Annotated in this window: 17 protein-coding genes; 7 read left to right on the top strand and 10 right to left on the bottom strand. The window is 70.1% G+C overall.

The annotated features are described in order from the left end of the window. Positions 1-4: 4 nt before the first annotated feature. From ABIE21_RS18030 to ABIE21_RS18015, 4 genes are all read right to left on the bottom strand, one after another. A complete protein-coding gene (locus tag ABIE21_RS18030; RefSeq protein WP_354026242.1) occupies positions 5-1,039 on the bottom strand; it encodes an XdhC family protein in 1,035 nt (344 codons plus the stop codon). Positions 1,040-1,101: 62 nt separating this feature from the next. After that, complete coding sequence (locus tag ABIE21_RS18025; RefSeq protein WP_354026241.1) at positions 1,102-1,845, bottom strand: phosphotransferase; 744 nt, start codon at positions 1,843-1,845, stop codon at positions 1,102-1,104. A gap of 9 nt (positions 1,846-1,854) precedes the next feature. Then, on the bottom strand, positions 1,855-2,682 hold the full coding sequence (locus tag ABIE21_RS18020; protein ID WP_354026240.1) for an SDR family NAD(P)-dependent oxidoreductase: 828 nt from the start codon (positions 2,680-2,682) through the stop codon (positions 1,855-1,857). 69 nt (positions 2,683-2,751) lie between these two features. After that, on the bottom strand, positions 2,752-3,594 hold the full coding sequence (locus ABIE21_RS18015; protein WP_354026239.1) for an alpha/beta fold hydrolase: 843 nt from the start codon (positions 3,592-3,594) through the stop codon (positions 2,752-2,754). A gap of 96 nt (positions 3,595-3,690) precedes the next feature. On the opposite strand from ABIE21_RS18015, the gene ABIE21_RS18010 reads away from it, so the two are divergent. From ABIE21_RS18010 to ABIE21_RS17990, 5 genes are all read left to right on the top strand, one after another. Continuing rightward, entirely contained in the window at positions 3,691-4,254 is a 564-nt protein-coding gene (locus ABIE21_RS18010) for a TetR/AcrR family transcriptional regulator (RefSeq protein WP_354026238.1), read from the top strand. Continuing rightward, positions 4,251-5,564 (top strand): MFS transporter, encoded by a 1,314-nt coding sequence (locus ABIE21_RS18005; protein ID WP_354026237.1) that lies wholly within the window; start codon positions 4,251-4,253, stop codon positions 5,562-5,564. The genes ABIE21_RS18010 and ABIE21_RS18005 overlap by 4 nt, the downstream gene beginning before the upstream one ends. Positions 5,565-5,574: 10 nt before the next feature. Beyond that, entirely contained in the window at positions 5,575-6,906 is a 1,332-nt protein-coding gene (allB, locus tag ABIE21_RS18000; RefSeq protein WP_354026236.1) for an allantoinase AllB, read from the top strand. Between the two features lie 237 nt (positions 6,907-7,143). After that, the gene (gene pucL, locus ABIE21_RS17995) at positions 7,144-8,037 is read left to right on the top strand and encodes a factor-independent urate hydroxylase (protein WP_354026235.1); all 894 of its coding nucleotides are present in this window, start codon (positions 7,144-7,146) and stop codon (positions 8,035-8,037) included. Continuing rightward, entirely contained in the window at positions 8,034-8,543 is a 510-nt protein-coding gene (locus tag ABIE21_RS17990) for a nucleoside deaminase (RefSeq protein WP_354026234.1), read from the top strand. The genes pucL and ABIE21_RS17990 overlap by 4 nt, the downstream gene beginning before the upstream one ends. 302 nt (positions 8,544-8,845) lie before the next feature. On the opposite strand, the gene ABIE21_RS17985 is transcribed toward ABIE21_RS17990, so the two are convergent. Genes ABIE21_RS17985 through uraD form a run of 5 tightly spaced genes read right to left on the bottom strand, consistent with a single transcriptional unit; the run spans position 8,846 to position 12,918 of the window. Further along, entirely contained in the window at positions 8,846-9,307 is a 462-nt protein-coding gene (locus ABIE21_RS17985) for a hypothetical protein (RefSeq protein WP_354026233.1), read from the bottom strand. Then, positions 9,304-10,713 carry a serine/threonine-protein kinase gene (locus tag ABIE21_RS17980; protein WP_354026232.1) on the bottom strand — a complete coding sequence of 470 codons (1,410 nt, stop codon included), beginning with the start codon at positions 10,711-10,713 and terminating at the stop codon, positions 9,304-9,306. Before ABIE21_RS17980 ends, ABIE21_RS17985 begins: the two co-directional genes overlap by 4 nt. A 52-nt stretch (positions 10,714-10,765) precedes the next feature. Then, positions 10,766-12,100 carry an MFS transporter gene (locus tag ABIE21_RS17975; protein ID WP_354026231.1) on the bottom strand — a complete coding sequence of 445 codons (1,335 nt, stop codon included), beginning with the start codon at positions 12,098-12,100 and terminating at the stop codon, positions 10,766-10,768. 6 nt (positions 12,101-12,106) lie between these two features. Then, positions 12,107-12,433: a hydroxyisourate hydrolase gene (uraH, locus tag ABIE21_RS17970; RefSeq protein ID WP_354026230.1), complete on the bottom strand. Its 327-nt coding sequence runs from the start codon at positions 12,431-12,433 to the stop codon at positions 12,107-12,109. Then, entirely contained in the window at positions 12,430-12,918 is a 489-nt protein-coding gene (gene uraD, locus ABIE21_RS17965; protein WP_354026229.1) for a 2-oxo-4-hydroxy-4-carboxy-5-ureidoimidazoline decarboxylase, read from the bottom strand. The genes uraH and uraD overlap by 4 nt, the downstream gene beginning before the upstream one ends. 19 nt (positions 12,919-12,937) lie before the next feature. On the opposite strand from uraD, the gene ABIE21_RS17960 reads away from it, so the two are divergent. Beyond that, on the top strand, positions 12,938-13,471 hold the full coding sequence (locus tag ABIE21_RS17960) for a nucleotidyltransferase family protein (protein WP_354026228.1): 534 nt from the start codon (positions 12,938-12,940) through the stop codon (positions 13,469-13,471). 16 nt (positions 13,472-13,487) lie between these two features. Here the strand turns inward: ABIE21_RS17960 and ABIE21_RS17955 are convergent, their stop codons facing one another. After that, complete coding sequence (locus ABIE21_RS17955; protein ID WP_354026227.1) at positions 13,488-13,946, bottom strand: MerR family transcriptional regulator; 459 nt, start codon at positions 13,944-13,946, stop codon at positions 13,488-13,490. A gap of 121 nt (positions 13,947-14,067) precedes the next feature. Here ABIE21_RS17955 and ABIE21_RS17950 point away from each other — a divergent pair, with 121 nt between their 5' ends. Continuing rightward, the gene (locus ABIE21_RS17950) at positions 14,068-14,787 is read left to right on the top strand and encodes an SDR family oxidoreductase (RefSeq protein ID WP_354026226.1); all 720 of its coding nucleotides are present in this window, start codon (positions 14,068-14,070) and stop codon (positions 14,785-14,787) included. Positions 14,788-14,831 lie beyond the last annotated feature (44 nt).

Genomic DNA, 14,831 nt, shown 5'->3' with positions numbered 1-14,831 from the left:
AAGGTCAGTGTAGGGGTGCGACGGGCACACCGAGCTCGTGAATCCTCCCGCTCGTCTCCCGCAGTGCCGTGGCCGTCGCGCCGGTGCGTGCCGAGATCACCTCGGCGAGAATCGACACCGCCGTCTCCTCGGGTGTGCTCGCCCCGAGGTCGAGCCCGATCGGCGAGTGCAGGCGGGCGATGGCCTCCTCGGCCACTCCGCGGTCGCGCAGCGAGGCCACGCGACGCTCGTGGGTGCGCCGCGAGCCCATCGCGCCGACGAACGCGACCGGCAGGGCGAGCGACTGCGCGATGATCTCGGCGTCGAACCTGTCGTCGTGCGCGAGCACGCAGATCACCGTGCGCTCGTCGACGGCCGTGCCCGCGAGCCAGGTCGTCGGCCACTGCACGACGACCTCGGCCGTGGGAAAACGGGCGGCGGTCGCGAACAGTCCGCGCGGGTCGCACACGCTCACCCGGTACCCGAGCGCGCTGCCGGCCGCGGCGAGCGCGACGGAGAACTCCATCGCGCCGAAGATGATGAGGCGCGCGGGCGGGGTGGCGACTTCGAAGAACACGTCGACGAGCTCGCCGTCGCAGTCGATCGTGCCGAGCGCGGTCTCGCCGAGGGCGATGCGGGCGTCGAGCTCCGCCGCGATGCGGGACGCGAACCGGCCGTCGGTGTCGCCGAGCACCGTGGCGAGACCGGTCGGCTCTCCGGCTGCCGCGGCGCGCAGGGCGGCCTCGACACGCGCGGTGACGGGCGTCACGCGGATGCGCAGCTCGCCGCCGCACGTCAGCCCGACCGAGAACGCTGTCTCGTCGCTGACCCCGTATTCGACCGTGCGGGCGACACCGTCGGCGAGCACGAGTTCGCACACATCCACCACGGCGCCCTCGACGCAACCGCCCGCGATCGAACCGATCACCGACTCGCCGTCGAAGGCCATCGACGTGCCGACTGTGCGTGGGGCACTGCCCTCGATCGACACCGCGGTGGCGATAGCGAGCGTGCGGCCCGCATCGATCGCGGCCACGAGGCGGTCGGCTATCTCGAACATGCTTCCAGCCTCGCACACCCGTGTTTCGCGGGGGTCACCACTTGCCGGATCGGCCCTGGAGGTCAGCGAAGACCAGAGAGGAACTCTGCGTCCCGCTCGTAGTCGGCGGCCTCGTCAAGCAGGTGCGGTTTGTCAAGCTCGACCGCCTTTTCGCGCGACATTTCGGCGAGGTCGTGCAGGCGGATGATCGCCAGGCGCAACACGTCGGAGTACGAAGCATCCGAACCGTACGCCCTCAGGATCGTCTCGACGCGCTCGCGGGCGACGTCCATGCCGGGCGCACCGTCGGGCGTCGTCGCGGTGAGCGGCACGGCGCGAGTCGCGAAGTAGGCGATGTCCCAGAGCCGCGGCCCCGGCGAGCACATGTCGAAGTCGATGGCGCCGACGATCTCACCGTCGACGAACGCGAGGTTGTGCGGGGCGAAGTCGTTGTGGCAGATCACCTCGGCGGGCACCTTCGCGCGCGACTGCCAGATCGCGTCGTCGAGGGCGAATCCGATACTGGCGTCGTGCAGCTGACGCAGCCGCGCGGCCCCGTCCTCCAAGACAGAATCGCTCCACACCCATTGCGGCAGCGGGTAGAGCGGCACCTCGCCGTGCACGAACGACAGCCGCTCGCGAGCGCCCTCGATCGCGATCGGACGCGGTGCCCAGGTCACCCCCGCCAGCCCCAGATATCGGAGGTATCGGTGCACCGTCGGCGTCCACGGCCCGCTCGTGCGCAGCACCGTGTCGCCCTCACGTTCGACGTCGTTCATGTTGCCGCCGGTGAGCGGCCCGTCGACTGAGTAAGCCCGGGATTCCATGGGCTAAGACTAGGCGGGCACACCCACGAGGGCCGCGCTGCGCTCCCAGAGCGCGCTGGCCAGAGCCGCGTCATCTGCCTGGGGGTTGGTGGTGAAGTCCAGCTTTCGCTTCGTGTAGAAGCCGCCGGCCTTCCAGTCTGTTCCGGGAGTCGTCGTCGCGAGCCAGACGAGCGTGTCCGCCCCTTTGGCGGGCCGCAGCAGGAAGAAGCCGAAGGCGTTGTAGAAGAATCGCATCGGGCTGGTCGACTCGGTGGCGAAGCCGGTACGCACCACACCGGGGTGGAACGAGACCGACGCTATGCCCGAGTCGCCGAAGCGGCGGTCGAGTTCGCGGGCGAAGAGGATGTTCGCGAGCTTGGCATCACCGTATGCCTTGTTGGGCGAGTAGGCGCGTTCGTTTCCGAGGTCGTCGAGGTCGAGGTTGCCGTAGAGCCGGTTCGCCACGCTCGCGGTGGCGATGACCGTCGCTCTGCTGCTCACCAGCCGTTCGCTCAGCAGCGACGTGAGCAGGAACGGGGCGAGGTGGTTGACCTGGAAGGTCTTCTCGAAGCCGTCGACGGTCAGCTCGCGGTCGCCCATGATGCCGCCGGCGTTGTTGGCCAGCACGTCGATGCGCGGGTAGCGCTCGAGCAGTGCGGCGGCCAGCGCGCGCACGTCGTCGAGCCTGGAGAAGTCGGCGATCAGGTGGTCGACGCCGAGCTCGTCGGCGACCGCGGCCGTCTTCTGCGGCGAGCGCCCGACCACGACGACGGTGTCTCCGCGGGCCGAGAGTGCGCGGGCAGCGGCGGCCCCGATCCCGTCGCTCGCTCCGGTGATGATGATGGTCCTGCCGGACATGGTGCCTTCCCCCTGCGTCGCTACCAGCGTATGCGGCGCAGGGGGACGGCGTGTGCGTGGCGAGAGGCCCTACTTGGCGAGGAAGGCGAGCAGCACCTCGTTTACCTCGTCGGCGTGGGTCCAGAGGAACCCGTGCGGGGCGCCCTCGATCTCGACGTACTCGCTCTCGGGGAAGGCCTCGTGGAAGACGCGGCCGGTCGAGTCGATCGGCAGGATGCGGTCTTCGGTGCCCTGCACGATGATGCTCGTGACGCCGGAGGCGCGCACCTTGGCGACGTCGCCCCGGAAGTCCTCGATCCAGCTGGACACCACCGCGTACGAGGCGATCGGCGCGCTCGAGGTCGCCGTGTTCCAGCTCGCGGTGACGGCCTCCTGGCTGATGCGGCTGCCGAGGTTCTGGTCGAGGTTGTAGAAGTCCTGGTAGAAGCCGGTGAACCAGGCGAAGCGGTCGGCCTTGGCCGTGGCCTCGATGCCGTCGAAGACGCTCTGCGGAACGCCGGTCGGGTTGTCGTCGGTGTGCACGAGGAAGGGCTCGAGCGGGGCGAGGAAGGCGACCTTGGCGACGCGGTCGGTGCCGTAGGTGGAGACGTAACGGCCGACCTCGCCGGTTCCCATCGAGAAGCCGACGAGAACGACGTCGGTTAGGTCGAGGGTGGTGAGCACGGTGTCGAGGTCGGCGGCGAAGGTGTCGTAGTCGTAGCCGACGGTGGGCTGGCTCGACTTGCCGAAGCCGCGACGGTCGTAGGTGATGACCCGGTAGCCGGCGGCGAGAAGCTCGCGCTGCTGGCGCTCCCACGACGTGCCGTCGAGCGGGTAGCCGTGGATCAGCACGACGGGCTGGCCCGATCCGTGGTCCTCGTAGTGGAGTTCGATGCTGGTGGAGTTTTCCTGGCCGACGGTAATCACTGACATGGTGAGTCCTTCCTCGAAACGGCTGAGAACGGTCGTTCTCAGGTCGTGATGCCTATACTAGAGAACGTTGGTTCTCAATGCAAGGTGGGTATTCGAATGGATGATGCAACAGCGCGTGAACTGGTCGTGAACGCCGCAGACCGGCTGTTCTACGGCAAGGGCATCCAGGCGGTCGGCATGGACGAGATCCGCTCAGAGGCGGGAATCTCGCTCAAGCGCATGTACCAGCTGTTCCCCTCGAAGGAGACGATCCTCGCCGAGGTGCTGCGACGACGCAACGAGGCGTGGACGGCCGGCGTGCTGCTCGCCGCCGAGAACGCCGCCGATCCCCGCGAGAAGGTGCTGTCGCTCTACGACTTCCTCGCCGACTGGTTCGCCGAAGACGACTTCCGTGGCTGCGCATTCATCAACTCCTTCGGCGAGCTCGGTGCCACCGCTCCCCTCGTCGCCGACGCGGCGCGGGCCCACAAGCTCGGTTTCCAGGACTATGTCGCCGACCTCGTGCGCGACGCCGGCTGGCCCGCAACGCTCGCACCTCAGCTCGCGCTGCTGGCCGAGGGCGCCCAGACCACCGCGGCCATTTCAGGCACACCGGATGCCGCGGCCGACGCCCGCGCCGCCGCCGCGACCCTCCTCGACGCAGCCGTGGCTCGCGCGTGAGCGCTCCGGTCGCCCGCCGCAGCCACCTCGTCGACCTCACCCCGTTCCGCAGCAGCCCCGCGTTCTTCCGCCTCTGGCTCGGCACCGGCATCGCCGGAGTCGGCGGCCAGATGACCGTCGTCGCGGTCAGCCTGCACATCTACGACCTCACCGGCTCGACCGGGGCGGTCGCGCTCGTCGGCGTCGTCGGGCTTCTGCCGATGATCATTGCCGGGCTCTACGGCGGCGTGCTCGCCGACCGCTTCGACCGCCGCATCGTCGCGATCGCCGCCGAGTCGGTCGCCTGGGTCTCGGTGCTGTGCCTCGCCGGACTGGCCTGGTTCCACATCGACGTGCTCTGGTTCTACTACGTGCTCACGACGCTCACCGCCGTCGCGACCACCATCGTGAGCGCCACCCGCATGGCGATCGTGCCGCGTCTGGTCGACAAGGAACTGCTGCCAGCGGCATCCGCTCTCGGTGGAATCAGCATGGGAATCGCCATCACGGTCGGTCCCGCCCTCGCCGGCGTTCTCGTGGCCACCATCGGAATCCAGTGGACCTACACGATCGACGCCGTGCTCTTCCTCGCCGCGTTCACCGGCGTGCTGACTCTGCCCGCGATCGTCCCGGAGGGCGGCTCCAGCACCCGCGGCGTGAGAGCGTTGCGCGAGGGGCTCGGCTTCCTGCGGCGGGCGCCGAACATCCGCCTCGGCTTCCTGATCGACATCGTCGCCATGACCTTCGGCATGGCGCGCGTGCTCTACCCGGCCGTCGGCGCGCTCGTCATCGGCGGAGGCGCCATCACGGTGGGCATCCTTTTCGCCGCAGGGGCTACCGGCACGCTGCTCAGCTCGCTCCTCTCGGGCCGCCTCGGCCAGGTGCGCCGTCAGGGTCTCGCCATCCGCAACTCGGTCATGGCCTACGGCGGTTTTATGCTCGCCTTCGGGCTGGTGCTGCTGCCGCTCGGCACAGATCGGAGCGGTTCGATCACCGACTCGCTCTCGACCGCCAACATCCCCGCGCTGGCCCTCGCGGCGCTCGCCCTCGCCGGTGCGGGAGCCGCCGACAACGTGAGCTCGGTGTTCCGCACCACGATGCTGCAGTCGGCGGTGCCCGACTCCATGCGCGGCCGCACCCAGGGCATCTACATCGTGGTCGTGACCGGCGGGCCGCGTCTGGGCGACGCCTTCGTCGGACTGGTCGTCGCGACGACGCTGCTCTGGCTGCCGTCGGTGCTCGGCGGGCTGCTCATCGTGTCGCTCGTGGGTGTTCTCGTGCGGCTCAACCCGTCGTTCCGCGATTACGACGCCCTCGACCCGAAGGCCTAACGTTGAGCGCATGACAACCTTCGACCTCGTCGTGCGCGGCGCCTTCGTTCTCATCGGCGGCAACTGGCGGGCGGCCGAGGTCGGGGTGACGGGCGGCGTCATCCGGGCGGTCAGCGCCACACCGCTTGAGGGCGACAGGGTCATCACCCTCGCCGATGACGAGGTGCTCGTACCGGGCATCGTCGACACACACGTGCACGTCAACGAGCCCGGGCGCACCGAGTGGGAGGGATTCGCCAGCGCCACCCGGGCCGCGGCCGCCGGCGGGGTCACCACCCTCATCGACATGCCGTTGAACAGCATCCCCGCGACCACGACCGTCGCCGCCCTCGACGCCAAGCGGGCCGTCGCCGCCGAGAAGGCCATGGTGAATGTGGGCTTCTGGGGCGGCGCCGTTCCCGAGAACCTCGGCACCCTGCGCGAGCTGCACGAGGCGGGCGTCTTCGGCTTCAAGGCGTTTCTCGCCCCGAGCGGCGTCGACGAGTTCGGCCACCTCGACGCCGAACAGCTCGACCTCGCGCTCGAGGAGATCGCGACCTTCGACGGGCTGCTGATCGTGCACGCCGAAGACCCCGGCGTGCTCGACGCGAGCGCGAACGAGGGCGGCGTCGACTACCACCGGTTCGTCGAGTCGCGTCCGGATGCGGCGGAGACCACCGCGATCGACCGCGTCATCGCCGGGGTGCGGCGCACGGGCGCCCGCGCGCACATCCTGCACCTCTCATCGGCCGCCGCCCTGCCCGCCCTGCGCGCCGCCCGCGCCGAGGGGCTGAAGATCACGGTCGAGACCTGCCCGCACTACCTGACCATCAGCGAGGAGCAGATCGCCGACGGCGCGACGCAGTTCAAGTGCTGCCCGCCGATCCGCGACGAGGCCAACCGCGACGCGCTCTGGCAGGCGCTGCTCGACGGCGACATCGACATCGTCGTCACCGACCACTCCCCCTCCACCCCCGAGCTCAAGTTCGCGCACGGCGGCGACTTCGGACTCGCCTGGGGCGGCATCGCCGGCCTGCAGCTCGGCCTCGCCGCCGTCTGGACCGAGGCCGCGCGCCGCGACATCCCGCTCGAGCGCGTGCTCGGCTGGATGTCGAGCGCCACGGCCCGCTTCGCCGGACTCGAGTCGAAGGGCCGCATCGCGGTCGGCGCCGACGCCGATCTCGTCGTCTTCGCCCCCGACGAGGCGTTCACCGTGCACGCCGACCGGCTGCTGCACAAGAACCCGGTGAGCGCCTTCGACGGGCGGGAGCTGCGCGGCGTCGTGCGCCAGACCCTGCTCGCCGGCCAGCCGGTGGATGTCGCGCCCGACGCCGAGCCGCGCGGCCTGCTGCTCGACCGCTGACGCTCGCCGAGGCATCCGCCACCCAGACCCGAGGGGCAAACTTCCGCTGCCCAACCGGCCACTGAAAGTCGATTCCTTGCCCCTCAGCACCGGGGCCGGCCTCCCCAAGACCCGCGGGGCAAACTTCCGCTGCTGAACCGGCCGCTGAAAGTCGATTCTTTGCCCCTCGGCTCCCGGGCCGAAGCATCCGCCCGCCCCTGTAACACCCCGGTCACATGGCAGTGGCAGAATCGCGGGATGGCAATCATCCTGGGCGACCACCAATACGGCAAAGCCGAGAACCGCGTGGTGCGCATCTACCGCGACGCGAAGCGGCACGAGATCCGCGACCTCAACGTGAGCACCGCCCTGCGCGGACCGTTCGACCCGGCCTACCTCTCCGGCGACCAGACGAACGTGCTTCCCACCGACACCCAGAAGAACACGGCCTTCGCGTTCGCGAAGTCGAAGGGCGTCGAGTCGATCGAGGACTTCGGCCTCGACCTGGCACGCCACTTCGTGCACGACGTCGCCCCCGTCGAGGGCGCCCGCATCGAGGTCGAGGAGTATGCCTGGGAGCGCGCCGTCGTCGACGGCGTGGAACACGACCACACCTGGCTGCGCAAGGGTCAGGAGATCCGCACGGCAGCCGTCACGGTGGACGCCACCGGTGAGCACGTCATCGGCGGGTTCAAGAACCTCGTGCTGCTCAAGTCGACCGGCAGCGAGTTCGCCGGCTTCCTGAGCGACGAGTACACGACCCTGCAGGAGACCCACGACCGCGTCATGGCCACCTCGCTCGTGGCGCAGTGGCGGTTCACCTCGGTCGAGGTCGACTGGGAGAAGATCTATGCCGGCATCAAGCAGATCATGGTGAGGGAGTTCGCCACCCTGCAGTCGCTCGCCCTGCAGCAGACCCTCTGGCACATGGGACGATCGGTGCTCGAGGCCTACCCGTTCGTCGCCGAGGTGCGGCTGAAGGCGCCGAACAAGCACCACTTCGCCGTCGACCTGTCGCCGTTCGAACTCGAGAACCCCGGCGAGGTGTTCATCGCCGCCGACCGCCCGTACGGGCTCATCGAGGCGACGGTGCTGCGTGACGACGCCCCCGACGCCGGCGATGCCTGGCGGATCTCGGCGGGACTCGCATGAGCGACACGATCGAATCGGCGGATGCCGCGGCTCAGGCCGAGACCGATGCGAAGTGGCTCGCCAGGGCCATCGAGCTGGCGACCCTGAACGTGGCGAACGGCGGGGGGCCCTTCGGCGCCGTCGTCGTGCGTGACGGCGAGCTCATCGCCGAGGGGCAGAACCGCGTCACCGCGAACCTCGACCCGACGGCCCACGCCGAGGTCACCGCGATCCGCGCCGCCTGCCAGGCGGTCGGGCAGTTCTGGCTCGCAGGAATGACGCTGTACACGTCGTGCGAACCGTGCCCGCTGTGTCTCGCGGCGTCGCTCTGGGCGCGGCTCGACCGCGTGGTGTTCGCCGCCGACCGCGACGACGCGGCGCGCGGAGGCTTCGACGACCGGGAGTTCTACGAGCTCTTCGCCCGCGACCGCGCGACGTGGGGCATGGCGGTCGACAGCGTGCGCACGGAGAACGCGCCGGAACCGTTCGACGCGTGGCTGGAGCAGGACGCCCGCACCGACTACTGAGCCACGCTGGCTTCCGGCCGCGTTCTCGGCCTCGTGCCGCGTTCGCGGCGCCCGGGCACCGAGTGCAGCGCGTGAGGGTGGCTGGGTGGCCACTTGCGCACGTTTGGCCCGCCGGCATCCCGCCACAAGTGGCCAGTCAGTGCGGCTTTGGCGTCCGCGTCCGGGCCTCGCCGCCTCGAGAGTGCACTTGTGCGCCGTTTCATCACGCGATCCGGCACACAAGTGCACTATTGCGACGGTGAGCATCGTCGTCCGCCAGCGACGCGCCGTAGACGGCGTTACTCGACCAACGGGCGCGACCGCTAGTCCTCGTCGTCCCTGTCGTTGCCCTTGCCGGGCCCGCCCTTGCCCTTGTCCCTCTCCGCCTGCTCGGCGGCGGCCTTTTCCTCGGCCAGCTTGTCCGCAGCGGCCTGCTCGTCGGCCAACCGCTTCTCCTCGGCGAGCTTCGCCGCCGCGGCCTCCGCCGCCGCTACCCGCTCGGCCAGGTCGGCGCGCACGAGGTCTATCGCCGCCTGGATCTTCTCCGAGCGCTCGTCGCTGACGTCGCCGCTCCCCTTCGCGCCGTCGAGACGCGCCTGGAGTGCGTCGAGCTCTGAAACGGCGCGTGCCAGATCGTTCGCGGCCGCGCTCTCCGCGACCACCAGCACAGAGGCCTGCAGGCCCTCCGCGGCCTCGTCGCTCACTGCGGGCTGGGGCGCGCAGGCCGTGAGCGCCGCGCCCGAGACCAGCACGATCAGCATTGCGGTTGTCAGTCGTCGGCTCACGGTGTCACGCTCTCCATCAGTTCGTCGAGGTGCACGCCGAGGGCTCCCCCGTTGTCCGGCAGCGCCGGCGGTGCGACCTCACTGGATCCGCCCGAGGCCACGGCGTTCCACGCGAATCCGCCGACCGTCAACGCGACGAGGACGGCAGCCACCGCGAGGATCACCCGGCGCGGGTGGGCGATGCGGCGCTTCGAGGGTTCCGGGGCCGCGGCGGCGGTCCCAGAGGCGGCGGGCGCGGTCAACACGACCGTCTCGCCCTCGGATGGCGCCGGCAGCACACGCGTGGGCTGGTCGAGGGCGCGCGTGGGTTCGAGAGGTCCGGTCGGCTCGAGCGCCGCGGTCGAACCGAGCGCTTCGGTCACCCCGAGCGCCGCAGTCGCGCCGAGGGGTGCCGTGGAACCGAGCGCCGCCGTCGCCCCGAGCGCCGCAGTCGCGCCGAGGGCCTCGGTCGCACCGGGCTGCTCCTTCGCCCCGAGCGGCCGGGTGGCCTCGAGCAGGTCGGCCGCGCCGAAGGGCTGCGTCTCCTGCGTGCCGAGTCCGTCGGTCGCCGCGTATATCTCGCGTTCGATGCGGCGTGCGATCTCGGCGACCTCGAGCGCGGTCGGCCGGGCCCCGGCGTCGCGGTCGGTCATCCGGCCGAGCAGCGCCCGCCACTCCGCGCCGAGGGTTCCCGGGATCACCGGGTCGCCCACCAGCCGGGCCGAGAGCGATTCGATCATCGAGCCCTCGAAGGCGCGCACGCCGGTGAGCGCCTCGAGCGTGACAAGGCCGAGCGAGTATATGTCCGACGGCGAGCCGGGAGCGACGCCTCGCGCCTGCTCGGGGCTGAGGTACGCGGCGGTGCCGATGATCGTGCCCGGCATCGTGAGCCGGGTGCTGTCGATGAGGTAGGCGATCCCGAAGTCGCTCAGCTTGGCGCGAAACTCGATCGAGCTCTGCACCGAGGGGTTGAGCAGGATATTCGCCGGCTTCACGTCGCGATGCACGACTCCGTTGCCGTGCACCACGTGCAGGGCCTCGGCGAGGTCGACGACCATCTGGGCGACGTCGAGCTCGGCGATCGGGCCGCTCTCGATGCGCTCCTTGAGCGTGGGCCCCTCGACGAGTTCCATCACCAGGAACGAGTGGTCGACGCCGTCGCCGGTGTCGACGTTCGCGTCGAAGAGCGTGACGAGGGCGTGGTGGTTGAGAGAGGCGAGCAGCTGGATCTCGGATGACTCGCGCCCGAGTCCCGCGGCGCCCTCGGTGTCGATCGTGAACACCTTGACGGCGACGCTACGTCCGAGCGGAACGTCGATCGCGCGGTAGACCGAGGCCATCCCGCCGCGGCCGAGCAGCGACTCGACCGTGTAGCGACCGCCGATGACGGTGCCCGCGGCGAGGCCGGGCGCGCGAGAGGAGTCCATTTGTCAACGGTAACCCACGCGGAACGCGGTCAGCACTAGTGCTAGTGCGGGGTCAGTCCTCGAGCGCCTTCCCGCGCAGGTCGGGCAGGGTCAACGCGGTGATCGCAGCGATGGCGAACACCGCCGCGAACACCCCGAACGGCAGCGCGACGCCGCCGGCGAGGAGCAGCAGCGGCACGCACAGCGGCGCGATGATCGAGGCGAGGCGGCCGAATCCGGCAGCCCAGCCCGCGCCGGTTCCGCGCACCCGGGTCGGGTACAGCTCGGGCGTCACGGCGTAGAGCGCGCCCCACGCTCCGAGGTTGAAGAACGACATCATGGAGCCGAAGACGAGGATCGCGGTCACGTCGCCCGCAGTGCCGAACAGCCCGGCGGAGACGGCCGATCCGGCGAGGAACACCGCGAGAGTGACCCGGCGGCCCCACTTCTCGACGAGCCACGCCGAGACCGCGTAGCCGGGCAGCTGAGCGAGGGTGATGAGCAGTGTGTACTCGAACGACCGCACGAGCGAGAAGCCCTGCGCGACGAGCACCGTCGGCAGCCAGATGAACGCGCCGTAGTACGCGAAGTTGACGCAGAACCACACGATCCACAGCGAGATGGTGCGACGACGCAGACGGGCACCGAACAGCGTGGCGACGGGACGTTCTGCGGTGACCGCCGGCGGGGGCGGCTCGACAGCCACGGGCGGGGAGCTCACGCCCGCGGCATCCTCGAACTCGGCCACTATCTTCTCGGCCTCGCCGTGACGGCCCTTCGCCTCGAGGAAGCGCACCGACTCCGGCAGCCTCAAGCGCACGAAGATCGCCCACACGGCGGGCACGGCGCCGAGCGCAAGCGCCCACCGCCAGCCGTCGTCACTCGTCGGAACGATGAAATAGCCGATGAGGGCGGCCGCGGTCCAGCCGACGGCCCAGAACGACTCGAGGATCACGATGATGCGTCCGCGGATGCGCGCCGGCGCGAACTCGCTCACGAGCGTCGACGCGACGGGAAGCTCCGCGCCGAGACCGAGCCCCACGAGGAAGCGCAGCGCGATGAGCGCGCCGATCGACCACGACAGTGCCGACAGCCCGGTGAAGACGCCGTAGACGAGGAGGGTGAGCGCGAACACCTGGCGGCGGCCGAGGCGGTCGGCGAGCAGCCCGCCGAGGCTCGCGCCGATCGCCATCCCGAGGAATCCGGCCGAGGCGACCCAGGACAGCTCGGAGGGTTCGACCTTCCAGACGACGACGAGCTGGGCGATGACGAAGGAGATGAGCCCGACGTCCATCGCGTCGAGCGCCCAGCCGATTCCGCTGCCGCCGAGCAGGCGGGTGTGCTTGCGCGTCCACGGGAGCGCGTCGAGGCGTTGCGACCGCGTGCGGCCGGTGGTGGTCTGTGTCACTGAGGCTCAGCTTCCGCGGTAGGTGGAGTAGGCGAACGGGCTGAGGAGCAGAGGCACGTGGTAGTGCGCCGTGGCATCCGTCAGCTCGAAATCGATAGTGACCCGCGGGTAGAAGCCGTCGACGCCCGACGCGGCGAAGTACACGCCCGTCTCGAACACGATGCGGTACTCGCCGGCCGGCAGGGCGTCGGGTCCGAGGTCGGACACGCGCCCGTCGTCGTCGGTCGCGCCGTCGGCGACGAGCGCGCCGTCGGTGTCGTACAGGGCGACGGCGACGCCGACTGCGGGGCGGCCGAGCGCGGCGTCGAGCACGTGAGTGGTGACGTGGCTCACAGTTCTTCTCCGAACAGCTTCTCGAGGCGCAGCAGGGCGATCTCGCGCAGCTGCTCGCCGACGATCGCGAGCTCGGTGGCGTTCGGCAGCTCGAGGCGACGGGTCAGCTCGTCGAGGATCTCGGCACGCGTGCGCCCCGCGGCGCGGATGATGAACACGCGTCCGAACCGTTCCTCGTAGGCCTCGTTGCCTGCCGCGATCTGCGCCGCGATGTCTGCGTCGGCGTCGCCGAGTCCCGCCTGCTCGCTGCGGCTGAGGCTCTGCGACGTGCCGTCGCCGACCGGCTTCTCGCCGATGCGCGGATGATGCGCGATAGCCTCGTCGATCTCGTAGGGGCTGAGCGGCGTCGCGGCGTCTTCGGCTACGGCGAGCAGCTGCGCCACCGACTCGTACGGATAGCGCGCGGCCACCTCGTCGATCCAGCGGTTCACGGACAGGCTGGCGGCGAGGCCCTCGCGGAGGGCGTCTTTGCTGACGTTCATCATTGTCTGCCTAACATTACTCATGAGCATCACGGGGGTCGTATTGGCGGCGGGTGCCGGCGCCCGCATGGGCAGACCGAAGGCGCTGCTCTCCACGCCAGACGGCGCATCGTGGGTCAGGGTCGCGAGCGAGCTTCTTCTCGACGCGGGGTGCGAACGGGTCGTGGTCGTGCTGGGCGCATCCGCCTCGTCGGTCATCATGCCGACGGATGCCTCGATCACGTCGGTCGTGAACGCCGACTGGGCGAGCGGCATGGCCTCGTCGCTGCGCGTGGGCCTTGCAGCGGCGACGGGCCAGTCGGCGCTGGTCACCGTTGTGGACATGCCCGAGCTGCCGGTCGCCGTCGTGCGGCGCGTGATCGCGTCGGGAGCGCCGCTGGCGCGCGCGGTGTTCGACGGGCGGCCGGGGCATCCCGTGCTGATCGCTGCGGAGCACTGGGCGCCGATCGCCGCCTCGGTGTCGGGCGACTACGGGGCGCGCACGTATCTCGACGCCCACGGCGTTCTCGACGTGGAGTGCGGCGACCTCTACGACGGTCACGACATCGACCGGTAGTCGCGGGTCCCGAGTATCAGGTCTGCGCGCCGGTCAACACTCCGGTCTGCGCACCGGTCTGCGCACCGGCCGAGGATCCCGCGCCCTCGAACGGCGCCCAGGCCGGCTCGCGCAGTGCCGGGCAGTGTTCGGCGCTCGGGTTCTGGGCGATGTGGATCATGCGGTCGAGGGCATCGCGCGCCGCGGCCAAGTCGTCCATGGCGGCGGTGATGCGGGCGCGCTCGGCCTCCAGCAACGCGAGCGCCTCGGCTGACGCCTCTCCCGAGTCGACGCACGGGAGCACTCGCTGGATCGTGCGACTGGGAAGTCCCGCGGTGAAGAACTGCTGGATGAGCCGCACGCGTTCGACAGCCGACTCGGCGTACGTGCGCTGACCGGTGGAGGTGCGTTCCGAGGAGAGCAGACCCTGCTCCTCGTAGTAACGCAGAGACCTGGTGCTCACGCCCGCCCGCTGTGCGATGTCGCCGATTCTCATTGTGCGCCGCCTCCCGACCAATTTCGCCCGATTCCTTGCCCTTGACGTCAATGTCAAGGATTAGCGTAGCCGACGTCGGGTCGCCACCGGCCCGATTCACGCCGAGAGAAAGTACCGCCCCATGAACATCGCCAACCAGATCGCCCTCGTCACCGGAGCCAACCGCGGCATCGGCGAGAAGTACGTTCTCGAACTGCTCGACCGCGGAGCCGCCAAGGTGTACGCCACCGCTCGCCGCCCCGAGCTGCTGAACTTCGATGACAGCCGTGTGGTACCGCTGCATCTCGACCTGCTGGACGACGAGTCCGTCCTGGCCGCCGCGGCGACCGCGAGCGACGTGACGCTGCTCGTCAACAATGCCGGAATCTCCACCGGCGCCCTCCTCGTCACGGGCGACCTCGCCGACGTGCGCCGCGAGATGGACACCCATTTCTGGGGCACGCTGGGCACCATCCGTGCGTTCGCACCGGTGCTCAAGGCGAACGGCGGCGGCGCGATCGTCAACGTGCTGTCGGCGCTGTCCTGGTTCACCGCCCCCGGCGCCGGGGCATACGCCGCGGCGAAGGCCGCCGAGTGGAACATGACCAACGGCGTGCGCCTCGAGCTCGCGCCCCAGGGCACGCTCGTCCAAGGGGTCCACCTCGGAGCCGCCGACACCGACATCATGGCTGAGTACGACGGGCCGAAGATCGACCCCCGGGACGTGGCGCGCGCAACTCTCGACGGCCTGGCCTCGGGTGCAATCGAGGTCGTCGTCGACGACTGGAGCGCCATGGTGAAGGCATCGCTGGCGAGCGACCCGGCGGTCTTCTACAAGCAGATGTCCGAGATCCTCGGCTAGGCGCACGCGGCGTGCAGACCACTGCACGCCGCCGCCGTCAGAGC

Source organism: Conyzicola nivalis, from assembly GCF_040548875.1.
In the GTDB taxonomy this organism is placed as follows: Bacteria; Actinomycetota; Actinomycetes; order Actinomycetales; family Microbacteriaceae; genus Conyzicola; species Conyzicola nivalis_A.
The sequence above is the reverse complement of the archived record's forward strand: the minus strand, read 5'-3'. Positions and strand labels throughout refer to the sequence as shown.